Below are 17,832 nucleotides of genomic sequence, written 5' to 3' on the forward strand. Positions count from 1 at the left end.
CTCGCCGACGTCGGCCTCGACCCCGCCCTGTACGCCCGGGTCGCCGAGCGCCTCGACGAGCAGGTCCGCTCGGCACGGGAGTGGCGCGACCAGATCAACACGTACTTCTTCCGCAAATCCGGCGTCCCGGACGCCCACGGCCGCCGCATCCACTGACCGGGCGGCACTTGTGCGGTGCCGCCGGTCAGACCCGGTCCAGCGGCAGATGCGGCAGTGCCGGCAACTCGACGGTGATCAGGTCGCCGGCGCGAACCGGACCGCCGTCGAGCACGATGCTCATGATTCCGGCCTTACGGACCAGATTGCCCGCCTCGTCTTTGTCCAGGACAGCTTTCAGCACCCCCGGGCGGAAGGTGTTGATCTGCTGGCAGGGATTACGCAGGCCGGTGACCTCGACGACGGCGTGCGGTCCGAGCCGCAGCAGCGTGCCCCGGGGCAGCGCCAGCAGGTCCAGCCCACGGGTGGTGACGTTTTCCCCCAGTTGGCCCGGATCGACGGCGAAGCCCTGCGCCCGCAGCTCGTCGTGCAGTTCACCGTGGATCAGGTGCACCTGGCGCAGGTTCGGCTGGGTCGGGTTGGCAGCGACCCGCGACCGGTGCTTGACGGTGACCCCGGCGTGCGCGTCACCTGCCACACCGAGCCCGGCCAGCAGGGTGATCTCGTTGACGACCGGCTTGCTGAACCGGTGCCCGCCATCGAAGCTGACCGCTACCACCACCGGCTGAACGTCCATCGTCACCATGCCGCCAGTCTCCCACCGGTGACGGCTGGCGCCACGCCTCAATCGACGCGGCAGCCGGGTGGCTCCGGGGCGGCAGTGGTGGCGGTGATCCCACCCCAACGGTCACGGCAGACGTACGACAGGTCGGCGTGAATCCACCTGCCGTCGTTGGCTGGCCGAGGCGAACGACGTGATCTCGCCGCTGCTCGGCCTGCCGGAGCTGCCGGTCGTCCCGTGGCCGGACTCCGACGACGAGCCGCCGCGTGGCGTGCACTGGAAGACGGCGTTCCTCACCAGGTGGGCGGCCGGGCGCACCTTCGTCTGGCTCGACGACGAGATCACCGACCTGGACCGACACTGGGTCGCAGTGCATCACCCCGGCAGGGCGCTACTGCACCGCGTCGACCCGCAGCTCGGCCTCACCGATGCCGACTTCTCCACCGTCGGCCAGTGGCTCGCAGCAATGCCGCGTCGATGTGAGGCTGAGACACGCTACGAGCGCGTCGTAAGGTATCTCAGCCTCACATCGATGCATCACCTCGCCGGCGACGCGGCCTCGCTACCATGTGCGGATGAGCACGGCCTCAGCCACCGGCAGTTCACCCGCGTCGGCCGCGCCGGCGGCGAATCTCTTCCAGTCGGGCGGCCGCGACGGCCGTTGGGCGTCGGGAGAAGCCGAATGCTGTGGGACCGTGCTGAAAGGCCGACGCGCGCAGCTCGGTGCCGTCGCGGCGGCGAATGTCAGCGCCGCACCGGACGACGCGGCCAGGACCGTCCAGCCATCTTCGTCGACGGCAGCCGCCAGTAGGCACACGGAACCCGCACCGAGAGCCAGGAACCACATCAGGCGTTGCCAGGCCGGCGGGTAGAGCTGAACAGGCACCGTGCCATGGTGTCGGGTGCATGCGAACGCGCGGCGATCCATTGGCGCAGCCCACCCATCGGCGCGGGTCGAGACACGTTAGCGTCTGTGCGGGCAGTCATCTACCACAATCACCAGGGAGGAAATATGCCGGGTCGCTTTGTCTACTGGATGAACGTGTCCGTGGATCTGAAGATCGAGCACGCCCCCGATGAGAATGGCGGCGGGAACTGGATGCGTATCGGGGAGTCGCTGCACCGGGAGTTCAACACACGGGCGCGGGCGCTGTCCCAGATGGTCCAGGGTCGAAAGATCTACGACATTATGGAGGCGTTCTGGCCGAGCGCGCGCGACGACGACTCGCTGCCGGACTTCATACGCGAGTACGGCGAGATCTGGACGTCGACCCCGAAGGTGCTGGTGTCGCGTACTCGCGTCGACGCCGGACACGACACCCGCGTCATCGGCCGGGACGGCGACGCCATGGCGGCGCTCGCCGAACTGCGGGCGCAGACCCACGGAGACCTCGGCGTCGGCGGTGCCACCCTCGCCACCCAGTTGCTCCGGGCGGGCCTGCTCGACGAACTGATGCTGTTCATCCATCCCGTGGTCCTCGGCACGGGCCGACCCCTGTTCGACGACCACGATGCCCCGGTCGAGCTCGACCTGCTCGAGCACCGCGACTTCGACGAGGGCGTCACGCTGCACCGGTACGCCGTCCGAGACCCCTGTCCACCGTCCTGACCTGCGGGTTCACCGGTGCACAGCAGGTCGACGGCACCCCGTACCGAAACTTGAATGATTCCAGAAAAGGACCTATCGTGGCCGGGTGACATCCGACCTCGAGGCGCAGCTGAGGGCGGCCTCGTTGCGGGTGACCCGGCCGAGGCTGGCGGTGCTCGCCGCCCTGCAGGCCCGCCCGCACGTCGACACCGACACGGTGCTCGCCCTGGTGCGCGCCGATCACCCGACCGTGTCCCACCAGGCGGTCTACGATGTGCTGCGGGTCCTCACCGACGCCGGGCTGGTGCGACGTATCCAGCCAGCCGGCGCGACCGCCCGGTACGAGCGGCGGATCGGGGACAACCACCACCACCTCGTCTGCCGCTCCTGCGGAGTGATCGCCGACGTCGACTGCGCCACCGGCTCCGCCCCTTGCCTCACCGCCTCCGACGACCACGGTTTCGCGGTCGACGAGGCGGAGGTTGTCTTCTGGGGCACCTGCCCCAGCTGCGCGACCGAACGCACCGCTTCGACATCCGCCAGTTCGGAAGGGAACAAATGACCAGCATTCAGGACAACGGTGGCACCAGCGCTCAGGGCGTCGACAAGATGGCGGCCGCTGGCTGCCCGGTCGCGCACGACTCGGTGACCTCACACGGCAGCGAGAGCGAGAACCCGGCGATCGACTCACCGACGCCGAAGACCGGCGGCCGGCCGCGTACCAACCGGGACTGGTGGCCCAACCAGCTCGACCTGTCGGTGCTGCACGCCCACTCGCCCAAGGGCAACCCGCTGGGCGCGGACTTCAGCTACGCCGCCGAGTTCACCAAGCTCGACGTCGAGGCCGTCAAGCAGGACATCGTCGGAGTGCTGACCACCTCGCAGGACTGGTGGCCGGCCGACTTCGGCCACTACGGCGGCCTGATGATCCGGCTCAGCTGGCACGCCGCCGGCACGTACCGGATCGAGGACGGTCGCGGCGGCGCTGGCGACGGCGGGCAGCGCTTCGCCCCGCTCAACAGCTGGCCGGACAACGCCAACCTGGACAAGGCCCGCCGCCTGCTGTGGCCGGTCAAGGCCAAGTACGGCCAGAAGATCTCCTGGGCCGACCTGCTGGTGCTCGCCGGCAACGTCGCCCTGGAGTCGATGGGCTTCAAGACCTTCGGCTTCGGCTTCGGCCGGGAGGACGTCTGGGAGCCCGAGGAAATCTTCTGGGGCCCGGAGGACGCCTGGCTGGGTGACGCCCGGTACGTCTCCGACAACGACCTCCCGACCGGGGTCGGCGCCACCGAGATGGGCCTGATCTACGTCAACCCGGAGGGCCCACGCGGCAACGCGGACCCGATGGCTGCGGCCTACTACATCCGGGAGACGTTCGCCCGGATGGCGATGAACGACGAGGAGACCGTCGCCCTCATCGCCGGCGGCCACACCTTCGGCAAGACCCACGGTGCCGGCATCGCCGACGACCACGTCGGCCCCGAGCCCGAGGGCGCGCCGCTGGAGGCGCAGGGCCTCGGCTGGCTGAGCACCCACGGCAGCGGCAAGGGCGGCGACACGATCACCAGCGGCCTCGAGGTCACCTGGACCGACAAGCCGACGCAGTGGAGCAACCGCTTCTTCGAGATCCTCTTCGGATACGAGTGGGAGCTGACCACCAGCCCCGGCGGCGCCAAGCAGTGGGTCGCCAAGGACGCCGAGGCGATCATCCCGGACGCGCACGACCCGGCGAAGAAGCACAAGCCGACCATGCTCACCACCGACCTGTCGCTGCGGGTCGACCCGGCGTACGAGCAGATCTCCCGCCGCTTCCTGGCCAACCCGGACGAGTTCGCGCTCGCCTTCGCCAAGGCCTGGTACAAGCTGCTGCACCGCGACATGGGCCCGGTCACCCGCTTCCTCGGGCCGTGGGTCCCCGAGGCCCAGCTGTGGCAGGACCCGGTGCCGGCGGTCGACCACGAGCTGGTCAGCGACGCCGACGTCACCGCGCTCAAGGCGAAGGTCCTCGACTCCGGCCTGGGCATCGACCAACTGGTCACCACCGCCTGGGCGTCCGCCGCCAGCTTCCGCTCCACCGACAAGCGTGGCGGTGCCAACGGTGCCCGCCTGCGGCTCGAGCCGCAGCGCAGCTGGGAGGTCAACCAGCCGGAGCAGCTCGCGGCGGTGCTGAGCACTCTCGAAGGCATCCAGCGGGAGTTCAACGCGGCCGGCGGGGCGAAGATCTCGCTCGCCGACCTGATCGTGCTGGCCGGCTCGGCCGCCGTCGAGAAGGCGGCGTTCGACGCGGGCGTCAAGGTGACGGTGCCGTTCCACCCGGGTCGCACCGACGCCAGCCAGGAGCAGACCGACGTCGAGTCGTTCGCGGTGATGGAGCCGCGCGCCGAGGCGTTCCGTAACTACCTGCGCCCCGGTGAGAAGACCCAGCCGGAGGTCCTGCTGATCGACCGGGCCTACATGCTCGGCCTGTCCGCACCGGAGATGACCGTCCTCATCGGCGGTCTGCGCTCGCTCGGGACGAACGTCGGCGGCTCCCGGCACGGCGTGCTCACCGACCGGCCGGGCGTGCTCACCAACGACTTCTTCACCAACCTGCTCTCCCCCGGCACCCGGTGGAAGACGTCGGAGTCCGAGGAGCACGTGTACGAGATCCGCGACCTGGCCACCGACGAGGTGAAGTGGACCGCCACCGCGGTCGACCTGATCTTCGGTTCGAACTCGCAGCTACGCGCCCTCTCCGAGGTCTACGCCAGCAGCGACGCCCGCGAGAAGTTCGTCACCGACTTCGTCGCGGCGTGGGTCAAGGTCATGGAACTCGACCGGTTCGACCTCGCCTGATCGACCCGGTCAGCGCGACAGATGTGGCCTCAGCCGACCGCTACCAGCCGGCTGAGGCCACATCGATCTCACGAGTTTGATCACCGGGGACACCAGCGGTTGGCGTAGCCGTCGACAGAACCGCAGGAACCGATGCCCTGCGGGTACGTGAAGAAGTCGGTCGGATCGTACTTGCGCTTCACCTCGACCAGTCGCTGGTAGTTGCCGCCGTAGTAGGCCCGCCGCCAGTCGGCCAGGTCCGGGTCCGGGAAGTTCTGGTACGCCCCGGCCGGCGGCTGACCGGCAAGCAGCTCGTCGTACAACTCGGTCAGCCAGCTGACGTTCGCCACCCCGGTGGCCGGCGGATCGTCGTCTGCCCAGCTCGCCTCGGCAGCCAGCACGAACAGGGCGTCGCGGTGCACGAAGGCGGTGGCGTCCGGCGCTACGTCGTTGATCCGCCCGCCCATGGCGAACAGCGCGATCCCGGCGCCGTCCGGGTTGCGACTGCCCGGCCACCGCCACAGCCCGGCGGCCACCATCTGCAGCTGCGCCTCGTCCAGCGGCGAGCGCAGCACCGCCGACTTGGCCGCGAACTGCTGCACCGGGGTGCTCGCAGACAGCAGCTCAGCCGCCTCGGCCGGGGTGACCTGCCGGATGCTGTCCCGGTTGGCCCACCGCTCGGCCGGGGTGCCGACCGCCAGCGCTGGCGCTAGAAGGTCGACGAGCTCATCGGCGTACCCGTAGAACTGGCCGAGCGCGGCGGCGTACACCTGCTGCTGGCCGCCCTCGCCGAGGGTGGTGCCCGCACCGATCCGGCAGTCGAAGCGCCGGTCGGCGAGCTGGGCGGCGGCCACCTGCTGCATCGCCGTCAGCGCGGCCACCATCGTGTCGGCACCCCAGCGGAGCTGGAAGTACGTGACTTCGCCCCGCAGCCGCACGTACCGGAAGGTGAAGGCGGTGTTGACGCCAAAGTTGTTGCCGGCGCCGCCCCGGCAGGCCCAGAACAGGTCTGGGTCGCTGGTCTCGTCGCACCTGGTCAGCGAGCCGTCGGCCAGCACCACGTCCGTCGACATCAGCCGGTCGCAGGTCAGGCCGAACATCTTGTCGCTGAAGCCGATGCCACCGCCGAGCACCAGCCCGGCCACCCCGACCGTCGGACAACGTCCGGCCGGCACGAAGATCCCCTGCTGTTGCAGCAGTGGCCGCAGGTCGGCGTTGACCACCCCGGCCGCCACGGTCAGCATCCCGGCGTCCGAGACAACCTCGATCGGGCCGTACCGCTGCGGCGGCGGGGGTGACGGATTCGGCGCGACGGTGATGCCGCGCAGCCGGCTCATCACCAGCAGCAGTCCGGGGGTCGTCGAGTAGCCGGCGTAGTTGTGGCCGAGGCTCGACCGGGGCACCAGTGGCATCCCGACGTCGCGCGCCCAGCTGACTGCCACCGCGATGTCGTCCGGCGTGCCAGCTGCCAGGATCGCCGCCGGCCGCACGTTGGCGTACCGGTGGTTGAACGGGATGCTCAGCGCCTCGTAGCTCGGCCCGCCCCGCCGGTACAGGGTGGCACCGGGCGAAAGCCGTCGCTGCAGCGCCGCCCACTGCCCGTCCGGCAGTTCAGACCAGGGCTCGTCGGGAGGCCCCTGGCCGCGGGTCGGGCCCACGTCCGGATTCTGTGGTCTGACCTGCGACGGTTGCTCGGCCGGGGTCGGTGCGGCCGAGGCGGGCCGGCCGGTCAGCCCAACCACCGGCGCCAGCCCGGCGACCGCACCCACTCGCAATGCCGTACGTCTGCTCACCATCGTCGCACTCCCCCGCTGGCACCATCCGGTCCCGCCGGTCGCTGCTGCCCCGGCTACCGCACCGACCCTGCCACCGGCCAGCCGTCCCGCCTGCCCCTGCTGCCACACGTCACCCGACCGGGCGTACTGGGCGCGGCGGGTGGAGGGTGGTGCACCCTAGCTGGCGCGGTAGGGTGCACCACCTTCGACCCGCCGCGCGGCGGCGACCCCTGTCCGATCGACGGGCCGGGCTCGGCGACGACGCATAGTCGGGGCGGTTCGCTCAGCTGTCCTCCCGGAGCACGAGTACGCCGTAGCGGTCCAGGCGCAGCGGAGCTCCGACAGCGACCCGTGTCCCGGTCAGCAGCTCGACCCCGGCGGCGCAGGCGGGGAGTTCGACCGGTTCCTCGCCGTGGTTGAGCAGGAACCGCAGCCGGGTGCCGTCCGGCGCGACCCGTACCGCCGACTCCAGCTCCGGCAGGTGGGAGTACGGGCCGAGCAGGCCGTGCTGATCCAGGATTCGGCGTACCACCCAGGAAACCCCGGCCTGGTCGAGCCCGGCGGCGACGTACCACCCCTGCCCGGCGCCGAACCGGTTACGGGTGACCGCCGCGGTGCCGGCGTAGAAGTCGGCCTGGTAGGTACCGACCACCTCGGCGCCCTGCGGAACGATCAGCTCGAACAGCAGTGTGGCGTCGGCGACGGTAGACCCGATGCCGTCCGCTGTCAGGGTCACCGGGTTGACCACGTCGGCTTCCCGGGCATCCCACTCGTCGATCCGGATGCCCATCAGCGGCACCAGTGGCCCCGGCACATCGGTCAGGAACGCCTGGTCGTACTGGTCGACCCGCCCGGAGAGGTACGTTGCCAGCACGGTGCCACCCCGCTGGGCGAACCTCTCCAGGCGGGACGCCAGATCATCCTTGACCATGTGCAGGGCCGGAGCGACCACGACGTCGTAGCCGGACAGGTCGGCGGTGACCGGTACGACGTCGACGTCCACCCCGGCGTCCCAGAGTGCCCGGTGGTAGGCGAGCACCACCTGCTGGTAGCGGACCAACCGGGACGGCCCATCGGAAATCTCCAACGCCCACCAGCTGTCCCAGTCGAACAGGACCGCCACCCGGGCGGGGGTACGGGCGCCCAGCGACACGCCGCCGAGGCGCGCCAGCTCCGCACCGAGCTCGGCGACCTCGCCGAAGACGCGGGTGTCCCCGCGCCCGGCGTGACCGATAACCGCGCCGTGGTACTTCTCGCTGGCCCCTCGGCCGGCCCGCAGTTGGAAGAACAGCACCGCGTCGGCCCCGTGCGCCACCGCCTGCCAGCTCCACAGTCGCATGATCCCGGGCCGCTTCAGCGGGTTCACGTCGCGGCAGGCGGTGACGCTCGGTGTCTGCTCCATCAGCCAGAACGGCTGGCCGCCCTTGAGCCCACGCATCAGGTCGTGGGTGAGCGCCATCCGGGCCGCCGACCGGTCGTCCGGCGGATAGTTGTCCCAGGAAGCGAAGTCCAGCTGCTCGGCCCAGCGATGGTAGTCGATCGGCCGGTACATGCCCATAAAATTGGTGGTCACCGGGAGGTCCGGGCTCGACTCGCGGATCGCCGCCTTCTCGTCGACGAAGTTGGCCAGCATCGCATCCGACATGAACCGCAGGTAGTCCAGGGTGATGCCCTGGAAGGCGGTGTGGTCGGGGCCGCGCCAGTGCTCGGTCAACGCCGACGGCGGCTCGATCTGCCCCCACTCGGTGAAGGTGTGCGACCAGAAGGTCGTGTACCAGGCCTCGTTGAGCGCGTCGAGGCTGCCGTACCGCTCACGCAGCCAGAGCCGGAAGCTGGCGGCGCACAACTCGCAGTAGCAGGCACCGCCGTACTCGTTGTTGACATGCCAGGCGACCAGACCGGGGGTCCGCGCATAACGTTGCGCGACGCGGCGGGCGAGCTCGGTGGCGAGCCGGCGGTACGTCGGTGAGCAGGGGCAGGAGTTGTGTCGTTGGCCGTAGCGGTGCCGGCGGCCCTCGAAGTCGACACGGGTCACGTCGGGGTGTGCGCGGGGCATCCAGGCCGGATGCGCACCGGTGCCGGTGGCCAGGCAGATCTGCTGCCCCTCGGCGACCGCCCGCTCGACGATGCGGTCCAGGGCGGAGAAGTCGTAGATGTCTGGGCTGGGCTGGGTCAGCCCCCAGGTAAAGACCCCGATGGTGACGGTGTCGATCCGGGCCGTCCCGAACAGCCGGTAGTCGTCCTCCCAGACGTCCTCGGGCCACTGCTCGGGGTTGTAGTCCCCGCCGTAGGGAATCTTCGCGACGTCCGGCAGCGTCACTGGGTGAACTCCTCTTCGATCGCCGAGGTCATCGGTCGACTGGTGCGCAGCAGCAGCAGCGCCAGCACCGAACCGGCCAGCGCCAGCACCGCCTCCGAGGTGTACGCGGTGATTCCGGCCGCCACCACCGCCAGCGCCAGCACCCCGAGGGAGGTACTCGGCGTGCGGGTCAGGAAATGGGCGGCGAGCCGGGCCACGTCACGGGCGCGGAACGCGAACAGCGAGGTGATCACCAGCGCGGTGCCGCCCCACACCGTCGCTGCCACCGCGATCAGCACCAGCAGCACGGCCCACCAGGTCGGCACCCCGGCCGCGTCGAAGTAGGCCAGGTTGACCGCGACGACCGCCAGCCCGGCCAGCATCGGCAGCCAGAGCCGTAGCACCCCGCCAAGGTTGGTGCGGTAGCCACGCCAGAAGTCGACAGCCGGGTTCAGGTCGGTGATGTCGGGGCAGTGCCGGGCGATGGCGTACAGGGCGGCGGACAGCGCCGGACCGACCGGGACGGCACAGACTGCGTAGAGCGCAATGTTGCTGGGGTCGCGGGCCAGCAGCAGCGCCGGCACCAGTCCGGGCAGGACGCCGGCCAGCAGCAGCAGTTCGACCACGATCAGTCGGTAGATGACCGCCGCGACCCGCGACAACGGGCCGGTGCCGAACCGCCGCTGCGCGGCAGCAGCATCGGTCATGATCGATCAGCGCTGCCGAGTAGTCGTCGATCGTCGCACCACGGCGGGGTCTCGTCGACTACCGGGGTGATCTCGACCAGGGTGACCTCGTGCCGGGCGAGGGTGAGGTCGACGTCGGCCCGGCCGTTGACGACCGGCAGTGCGCGGTGGCTACGGGCCGGTTCGGCGGCAGCGCGCAGGGCGTCGAGCTGCGCCGGGCGGGGCGACCGGGGGCGACCGAGCTCGCACCAGGCCCGCCGTGCGTTGCCTGCGTCGTCGCTGACCGACGAGCGCAGCAGGAACGCCGCACCGGCCTGCGCGGCGACCGGTACCGACAGGTTGACGGTGTGTCGGTCCGGGGCCGCCGCCAGGTCGGTGACGTCTACCGGTGCCCAGGCCAGCACGGTGACCCGGCCGGTGTCGGCGTCGCGGGTGACCAGGTGGTCGGTACCCCGGGCGAGCACCTGACGGCCCATTCGGGCCATGAAGGCGTACAGGTGGTAGGTGGGTTTTCTGATCTGTCGGTGGGTGAGCAGGCCGAAGCCGCCGTGGAAGATCGCGGCCGGGATACCGCTCTCTTCGAAGACGTCGCTGAACGTCCAGTAGGAGAACGAGTCGACCAGGTCGCCGCCGGCGGCGACGACCGGGGCCAGGTACGCGGCGTGGAACGCGGTGTCGTGGATCGGGTTGTCCGGCCGGTAGGAGGAGTTGAACTCGGTGATGTGCACCGCCAGGTCGGCCAGGGCCGTGCCGGCCAGGTGTTTGCGCGGGCTGGCGAACTGCTCCAGCAGGTGGTCGGCGGGCATCAGGGTCTGGTGGGTGCCGAACGGCACGTGCTGGGCCGGCCCCGAGGTGTACGCGTGGCGGCTGACGAAGTCGACCGGCACTTCCCGGTCGGTGACGTACTCGGCGAACGGCACCAGCCACTCGTCGGCGCCGGGCGAGATCGCCGGCCCGCCGACCTGCAGACTGGCGTCGACGTCCTTGACCGCGTGGGCGGCCAATTCGTACAGCCGGTGGTAGGCGGCCTGATCGGCGCCCTGCCAGAAGGAGGTCAGGTTGGGTTCGTTCCACACCTCGATCGGCCAGTTGCGCACCTGCTCCAGGCCGTACCGGTCAACCAGGTTACGCACGGTGGCGCGGACCAGGTCGGCCCACTCGGATTCGGAGCGCGGCGGGGTGACGTTGCCGCGCCACCAGAAAACGGTCTGGTCGCCGGAGGCGAGTGCTTCGGGCATGAAGCCGAGCTCGATGAAGGGGGCGATGCCGAGACCGAGGTAGGCGTCGACGATCTGGTCAGCGTAGGTGAACGAGTGGTGTACGCCGCGCCGGCCGGCGTGCTCGTACGGCCGGTGGATACCGACGCCGTCGCTGAGCAGCCCGTGCCCACGGATGTAGCGGAATCCGATCTCCCGTTGGACCAGCGCCAGAGACTCCTGGTAGTCGCTGCGCAGCGCGAGGTCGAGCCGGCCGGTACCGACGCAGGCTCGCCAGGCGTCCGGCAAGTTGCCGGTGCTCTGCTCCGGTACGACGATGCGGGTCATGCCTGCTCCTTTCGTGAGCCTCGGCCGGCCGGTGCCGGTCGCGTCCCTGCCACGGTCGCGACCGGCACCCCTAAGGCGGCGGGTCAGCCGTGCTCGTTCTTGTATCGCTGGTGAGCCTCGTTGACCACGTCGATGTACTGCTGGGCGTTCTTTCCGTCGACCTCGGCGACGTAGGCGTCCCATTCGGACAGGTCACGCTGGCCGAGGATGAACTGCAGGGTCTGCTGCTGGACGTAGTCCTTCAGCGGGGTCTCCCAGAGCGTGGCCTGCTCCCGCTCCTCCTCGGTGAACGGCATCGGCGGCGCGACCGGCAGGGTCTCCTTCTGCCCCATCGCCTCCTGGTACTTCAGCTCCTCCTCGGAGAAGGTCGACTGCAGCAGCTCGGTGGTGCCACCGTAGGCGAACACCCCGTTACTGAAACCGAAGTCCTTCTGTAGGTGCTTGCTGCCGTCGGGGTTGAGCCCGACGAAGTCGATGTCGGCGTCGAGGACCCGCCTGCCGTCGGATTCCTTTGTGTAGGTGGTGCCCTCGATGCCCCACTTGGCGAACTCCTGGCCCTCGTCGGAGTACCAGAGCCAGTCGATGAACTGCATCATCGCGACGAAGTTCTCGCTCTCCCGGGCCTTGCTGGAGATCATGATGCCGTTCTCCAGGCGGGAGCCGGCCTTGACCGAGCCGATGCTGCTGTCCGGCCGGGTGATCTTCGCGATGGTGGCGGTCGGGTTGGTCAGCGCCAGCGCCGGTCGGTAGTCGTTGACCAGGGTCTGGGCGTTCGTGCTGATCACGAAGGACTTGCCGGTGGAAAGCTTGTGGATCGCCGCATCGTCGCCCTGGGTCAGGCTCTCCGGGTCGAAGAGTCCCTCATCGACCAGGGAGTGCAGGAACTCCACCATCTCCCGGTACTCCGGCATGGTGCCGGTGAAGACGAACTCTTGAGCGTCCCTGCTGAATGTCGCGTTCTGGTAGCCCCAGCCGCCCATGGTGCCGTAGCCGTACGACGTCCCGATGATGTTCTGCAACGCGCCGAGCGGGGTGGGGACACTCCATCGGTCGGACATCGGGTACACGTCCGGATAGGCGACCTTCATCGCCCGCAGCATCTCCCGGAACTCGTCCCAGGTCGTCGGTTCCGCCAGGCCGAGCTCGGCGAGGATGTCGGTGCGTACCGCGATCGTGTAGTCGGTCCAGACGTCCTCGTGCAGCCCGGGCAGCAGGTAGAACTTGCCGTCCTGCTGGCGCAACGAGTCGATGTCACCCTGCAGGTCCCACTTGGCGACCTTGTCCTGGAAGTTCGGCATCAGGTCGATGTAGTCGCTGACCGGCAGGACCGCGCCGCTGGAGACGTACGGCGACTCCTGGCCGGGGTAGGTCTTCGGGATGATGAACGGCGCGTCCCCGGCACCGATCAGCAGACCACGCTTCTGTTCGTAGTCGCTCAGCGGCACCTCGACCGTTTCGACCGACACGTTGGTGCGCTTGGCCAACTCATCCCAGAACAGCCATTCCTTGTCTATGGGATAGTTCGGGTGGTTGTTGTAGAGCATGGAGAAGGACAACGCCTCGGTGGCGGTGAACTGGTCACCGACGCCATAGCTCTCCATGGCGCCGACCCTGTTGCCGTCCAGGTCCTCGGAGTCGGACTCCTTGTCGCTGCCACAGCCGGCGACGCCGAGCGAAAGGGCGAGGACACCGGCAGCGACCGCTGCGTAGCGGCGCCGGGATCGTTGAAACATCAGACTTCCTTTCAGTGCGCGGAAGGCGTTCGGATGGATGGGCGGAGCTGGCCGCAGCGCTAGCCCTTGACCGCACCGAGCATGATCCCGGACACGAAATACCGCTGAATGAAGGGATACACGACCATGATCGGCAGTACGGTGAGGATGATGGTGACGGACTGGATGTTCGCGGCCGTCTGGGCGAGGCTGTCACTGCTGCTGCCACTGGATGTCGCAGTGGTGGCCCCGGCGATCAGATTGCGCAGGTAGACGGTCACCGGGAAAAGCTCGGAGCGGTCCATGTAGAGGAACGCGGTGAACCACGAGTTCCAGAACGAAACCGCGTAGAAGAGCACCATCGTTGCGATGATCGCTTTCGACAGCGGGAGCACGATACGCCACAGGATGCCGTACGTGCTGAGCCCGTCGACGGCGGCGGCCTCTTCCAGTTCGGTCGGCAGACTTTCAAAGAACGCCTTCATGACCAGTAGGTTGAACACGTTGATCGCATTTGGCAGCACAATTGCCCAGATGCTGTTCTTCAGCCCGAGGCTGGTAATCAGAATGTAGTTGGGAATCAGGCCGCCGGAGAAGAACATGGTGAACACGGCAACGCCGACCAACGCGCCGCGTCCCTTGAGATCGTTCTTCGACAGCACGTAGGCGTAGCAGGTGGTGAGCACGATCGAGATGATCGTGGCGACCACCGTGTAGACGATCGTGTTGCGGTAGTTGATCCAGAACATCGAATCGGACATCACCACCCGGTACGTGTCCAGGTTGAACCCGCGCGGGATGATGTTGACCTGGCCGGACCGGATGTAGCCCTCTTCACTCAGCGATCGGGCGATGATGTTGACGAACGGGTACAGCGTGGCGATCACGACCACGGTCAGGATGAACCCGTTGACGATCCGAAAGATCCGGTAGCCACGGGTGTCGTCAGGCCGACGGGGTGCACGCCGGGTTGGCTGGAGCAACTTGCGGGAGGAGTCGACGGTCACCACAGGCTCGTCCCTACTGCGCGACGGGCGATCATGTTGGCGGACAGGACCAGGGTCAGCCCGATCAGTGCCTCGAACAGACCGATGGCTGCCGCGTAGCTGAAGTTGCTGGAGACCACGCCCATCCGGTACAGGTACGTGGAGATCACGTCCGCTGTCGGATAGGTCAGCGGGTTGTAGAGCAGCAGGATCTTCTCGAAGCCGACCGCCATGAAGGTGCCGATGTTCAGGATCAGCAGGGTGACCATGGTGGGTCGGATGCCGGGCAGGGTCACGTGCCAGGTCTGTCGCCACCGGTTGGCACCGTCGATCCGGGACGCTTCGTAGAGGTCTTCGTCAATCGTGGTGAGCGCGGCGAGGTAGAGGATCGTTCCCCAGCCGACGGTCTGCCACACCTCGGAGGAGACGTAGATGGTGCGGAACCAGCCCGGCTGTTGCAGGAACGGGATGGCGTCGCCGCCCAGCCCACGGATGATCGAGTTGACGGTGCCGTCGACGGAGAGGATCTGCATGACCATCGCTGCGACGATCACGATCGACAGGAAGTGCGGCAGGTAGGACACCGACTGGACGAAGCGCTTCATCCGGCGGGCCCGCACCTCGTTGAGCAGCAGCGCGAGCACGATCGGCAGCGGGAAGACGACGACCAGGCTCAGGGTGCCCAGGACCAGGGTGTTGGTGAAGACCTGCCAGAACGTCGAGTCGGTGAAGAACATCCGGACGTAGCGCAGCCCGACCCAGTACTCGCCGAAGACGTTGCCGCCGGGCTGGAACCGCCGGAACGCGATCACGTTGCCGAGCATCGGCAGGTAGCGGAAGATCAGGAAGAACACCAGCGGCAGAACGACCAGCGAGTAGAGCTGCCAGTCACGTTGTAGTGCCCGCCGCCAGGTCCGCGACCGGGGCCGGCTCCTGCCCCGTCGCGGCAGTTTGCCGACGGGCGGCGGCGGCACCGCGGCCTGCGGCGACGCATCGACCGCGCTGGGTGTGCTCATCCCGGTCGCCACCCCTCATATCGGGCCGGTCGTGAGCTCTGCAGGCAGCAGGGAACCCATCGACGCGACACAAGCCTCGAAACTTTCGGAAATAGGTGCGTTACCTTGCGGGGAACCTAAATTCCCCGGCATCGTTGTGTCAAGGGTCATCGATGCAGACCTGCAACTGCATAGTGTGAGCGCGGGACCGCCCGGGGGTTCCCGTGCCGCGTGCACGGCACCGCCCACAAGCCAGCTGAACCGAGCCCACCAGCGGGATAGGCTCCGGAAGTTTCGGTAACCTTTCGTGAGGTACGCATGCCAGAGGCACCACCGCTCGTCCCACCACACTCCGCCGGCCAGCCACCCCCGACCCCTTCCCACGTGACCGAGCAACCGTCGCCGGCCACCATCGCCACCATCGCCGACGAGGTCGGCGTCTCGGTCACCACCGTATCCAAAGTTCTCAATGGACGGGCAGACGTGGCACCGAGGACCCGAGCCCGGGTCGAGGCCAGCCTGGACCGCCACCAGTACCGCCGGCGCGCCCGCCGGCCACCGATCCGGCACGATCAGATCGACCTGGTGTTCCACCAGCTCGACTCACTCTGGGCGATGGAGATCATCAAGGCAGTCGAGACGGTGGCCAGCGCCGCCGGGATCGGCCTGCACCTGAGTCAGCTCGACGGCCAGCACAGCCCACCGCAGGGTTGGCTGGACGCGACCCTGACCCGCCGCCCACTCGGCGTCCTCTTCGTACTCTGCCACCTGACCGAGAAGCAGCGGGACCTGCTGGCCCGCCAGCTCATCCCGTTCGTGGTGATCGACACCGACAGCGCGACCTCGGCGCTGGTGCCGACAGTCGGCTCGAACAACTGGAACGGCGGGCTGATCGCCACCCGGCACCTGCTGCAACTCGGGCACCAGCGGATCGCGCTCATCTCCGGCCCGCGCGACGTGCTGTGCGCTCAGGCCCGTACCGCAGGCTTTTGGTCGGCGCACGACGAAGTCGGCCTACCGGTCGCCACCGACCTGATCCGGCACGGCGACTTCTACGTGGACTCCGGCTTCTCGCACGGCATGGCACTGCTCGACCGCCCGGACCGGCCCACCGCCATCTTCGCCGGGTCGGACATGCAGGCGTTGGGGGTGCTGCGGGCCGCACGGCAGCTCGGCCTCGACGTCCCGCACGACCTGTCGGTGATCGGGTACGACAACGTTCCGGTCGCCACCTGGACGGTGCCCGCGCTCACCACTGTCAACCAGCCGCTGCGCGACATGGCCGGCACCGCCGCCCAGATGCTGCTCGACCTGGCCAGCGGCACCGAGTTGTCGACCAGCAGAATCGACCTGGTCACCGAACTGGTGATCCGGGAGAGCACCGCACCGCCCCCACCCCACTGAACTCGGAGGATCCATGGCCCTGTTCGACCTGCCGTTGCCGCAACTGGAGACGTACGCCCCGGCGGTGGCCGAGCCGGCGGACTTCGACGCCTTCTGGAAGTCCACCCTCGATGAGGCAGCCAACCGCGAGATCCTGATCGACGTCCGGCCGGAGCCGACCGATCTGCGGCTGCTCGACACCTGGCAGATCAGCTTCACCGGCTTCAGCGGCGATCCGGTCAACGCCTGGTACACCCGGCCGGCCGGGGTCGACACCGCGTTGCCGGCGGTCGTCGAGTACCTCGGGTACGGCCGGGGCCGGGGCCTGCCGCTCGACCGGCTGACCTGGCCGGTGGCCGGCTACGCCCATCTGCTGATGGACTCCCGTGGCCAGGGTGACCAGTACGGCAACGGCGGTGACACCCCGGATCCGCACATCACGGTGGACGGCGGACCCGGCCCGGTGACCCGGGGCATCGCCGACCCCGCCGGCTACTACTACCGCCGGTTGATCACCGATGCGGTGCGGGCGGTCACGGCGGTCCGGGCGCTGCCCGGTGTGGACCCGACCCGGGTGGTCGCGGCCGGCAACAGCCAGGGCGGCGGGCTCGCCCTCGCCGTGGCCGGGCTGGTCGGCGACCTCGCCGCGTTGATCAGCACCGTTCCGTTCATGTGTCACTGGCAGCGGGCGATCGAGATCACCGACACCGAGCCCTACGGCGACGTCGCCCGCTACCTGGCCGTGCACCGCGGCGCCGAATCAGCGGTACGCACCACGTTGTCCTACTTCGACGGGGTGACTTTCGCCAAGCGGGCGATGGCACCGGCGCACTTCGGCGTCGGGCTGCGCGACACCGTCTGCCCGCCGAGCACCGTCTTCGCCGCGTACAACCACTACGGTGCCGGAAACGGCCGACCGGAGTCGCCGCAGCGGGAAATCCACGTCTATCCGTTCAACGGTCACGAAGGGGGCGAGGCGGAACAGGTCCGCCGCCAACTGCGCTGGCTTCGCGCCCTGCTCGGCTGACCGCCGAGCGCTTCGCGCATCCGGTCTGTTTCAGACTATCCATCATGTACTCACACCCTGGACATCCTCGCCAACCTACGTTAATCTGCCTTCTCGCAGCGACAAGCATCAAAGCGATGCACTTCTCGACCGCTTTCTATCAACAGTTCGTTGCCAAGTGCGAAGCAGTCGCCCTGACCCACTCCTACCTGTGAAGGTAGGTCGGCATTTCGCCGACACCTCGAGAAGGGAATGTCAATGAGCCTTTCCGGGTAAGGCTCTGATCACCGGGCGCGGTGTCCGGAACGGTCAAGATGTGTGGGAAT

14 protein-coding genes and 1 pseudogene are annotated in these 17,832 nt (G+C 68.5%); 7 read left to right on the forward strand and 8 right to left on the reverse strand.

The genetic code is table 11. The annotated features are described in order from the left end of the window. The first annotated feature begins 27 nt into the window (after positions 1-27). Complete coding sequence (locus tag ACFHVL_RS29120; protein ID WP_416631738.1) at positions 28-156, forward strand: hypothetical protein; 129 nt, start codon at positions 28-30, stop codon at positions 154-156. Positions 157-184: 28 nt separating this feature from the next. Here ACFHVL_RS29120 and ACFHVL_RS29125 read toward each other — a convergent pair whose 3' ends face one another. Further along, a complete protein-coding gene (locus ACFHVL_RS29125; protein ID WP_416631720.1) occupies positions 185-742 on the reverse strand; it encodes an MOSC domain-containing protein in 558 nt (185 codons plus the stop codon). A 148-nt stretch (positions 743-890) separates the two neighbouring features. Here ACFHVL_RS29125 and ACFHVL_RS29130 point away from each other — a divergent pair. The 4 genes and pseudogenes from ACFHVL_RS29130 to katG all read left to right on the forward strand — a co-directional run. Beyond that, positions 891-1,178 (forward strand): annotated as a pseudogene (locus ACFHVL_RS29130) (hypothetical protein); the annotation flags it as partial. Positions 1,179-1,730: 552 nt separating this feature from the next. After that, positions 1,731-2,327: a dihydrofolate reductase family protein gene (locus ACFHVL_RS29135; protein WP_416631722.1), complete on the forward strand. Its 597-nt coding sequence runs from the start codon at positions 1,731-1,733 to the stop codon at positions 2,325-2,327. A gap of 85 nt (positions 2,328-2,412) precedes the next feature. Beyond that, positions 2,413-2,868 carry a Fur family transcriptional regulator gene (locus tag ACFHVL_RS29140; protein ID WP_416631724.1) on the forward strand — a complete coding sequence of 152 codons (456 nt, stop codon included), beginning with the start codon at positions 2,413-2,415 and terminating at the stop codon, positions 2,866-2,868. Beyond that, a complete protein-coding gene (gene katG / locus ACFHVL_RS29145) occupies positions 2,865-5,141 on the forward strand; it encodes a catalase/peroxidase HPI (protein ID WP_416631725.1) in 2,277 nt (758 codons plus the stop codon). The genes ACFHVL_RS29140 and katG overlap by 4 nt, the downstream gene beginning before the upstream one ends. 80 nt (positions 5,142-5,221) lie before the next feature. On the opposite strand, the gene ACFHVL_RS29150 is transcribed toward katG, so the two are convergent. The 7 genes from ACFHVL_RS29150 to ACFHVL_RS29180 form a co-directional block, all read right to left on the reverse strand. Beyond that, positions 5,222-6,913 (reverse strand): FAD-binding oxidoreductase, encoded by a 1,692-nt coding sequence (locus tag ACFHVL_RS29150; RefSeq protein WP_416631726.1) that lies wholly within the window; start codon positions 6,911-6,913, stop codon positions 5,222-5,224. A 265-nt stretch (positions 6,914-7,178) separates the two neighbouring features. Beyond that, positions 7,179-9,215, reverse strand: coding sequence for a beta-galactosidase (locus ACFHVL_RS29155; RefSeq protein WP_416631728.1), 2,037 nt, complete (start codon positions 9,213-9,215; stop codon positions 7,179-7,181). Then, entirely contained in the window at positions 9,212-9,901 is a 690-nt protein-coding gene (locus ACFHVL_RS29160) for a DUF624 domain-containing protein (protein ID WP_416631729.1), read from the reverse strand. The genes ACFHVL_RS29155 and ACFHVL_RS29160 overlap by 4 nt, the downstream gene beginning before the upstream one ends. Continuing rightward, positions 9,898-11,424 carry a GH39 family glycosyl hydrolase gene (locus ACFHVL_RS29165; RefSeq protein ID WP_416631730.1) on the reverse strand — a complete coding sequence of 509 codons (1,527 nt, stop codon included), beginning with the start codon at positions 11,422-11,424 and terminating at the stop codon, positions 9,898-9,900. The genes ACFHVL_RS29160 and ACFHVL_RS29165 overlap by 4 nt, the downstream gene beginning before the upstream one ends. Positions 11,425-11,507: 83 nt before the next feature. Next, the gene (locus ACFHVL_RS29170) at positions 11,508-13,157 is read right to left on the reverse strand and encodes an extracellular solute-binding protein (RefSeq protein WP_416631731.1); all 1,650 of its coding nucleotides are present in this window, start codon (positions 13,155-13,157) and stop codon (positions 11,508-11,510) included. Positions 13,158-13,216: 59 nt separating this feature from the next. Continuing rightward, complete coding sequence (locus ACFHVL_RS29175) at positions 13,217-14,023, reverse strand: carbohydrate ABC transporter permease (RefSeq protein WP_416631733.1); 807 nt, start codon at positions 14,021-14,023, stop codon at positions 13,217-13,219. A 116-nt stretch (positions 14,024-14,139) separates the two neighbouring features. Further along, positions 14,140-15,138: an ABC transporter permease gene (locus ACFHVL_RS29180; protein WP_416631734.1), complete on the reverse strand. Its 999-nt coding sequence runs from the start codon at positions 15,136-15,138 to the stop codon at positions 14,140-14,142. A gap of 363 nt (positions 15,139-15,501) precedes the next feature. Here ACFHVL_RS29180 and ACFHVL_RS29185 point away from each other — a divergent pair, with 363 nt between their 5' ends. Both ACFHVL_RS29185 and ACFHVL_RS29190 read left to right on the forward strand, forming a co-directional pair. Then, positions 15,502-16,521, forward strand: a complete 1,020-nt coding sequence (locus ACFHVL_RS29185) for a LacI family DNA-binding transcriptional regulator (protein WP_416631736.1) — start codon at positions 15,502-15,504, stop codon at positions 16,519-16,521. Between the two features lie 13 nt (positions 16,522-16,534). Beyond that, positions 16,535-17,527 carry an acetylxylan esterase gene (locus ACFHVL_RS29190; RefSeq protein ID WP_416631737.1) on the forward strand — a complete coding sequence of 331 codons (993 nt, stop codon included), beginning with the start codon at positions 16,535-16,537 and terminating at the stop codon, positions 17,525-17,527. Positions 17,528-17,832 lie beyond the last annotated feature (305 nt).

Source organism: Micromonospora sp. LOL_023 (assembly GCF_048060115.1).
Lineage (GTDB): Bacteria > Actinomycetota > Actinomycetes > Mycobacteriales > Micromonosporaceae > Micromonospora_E.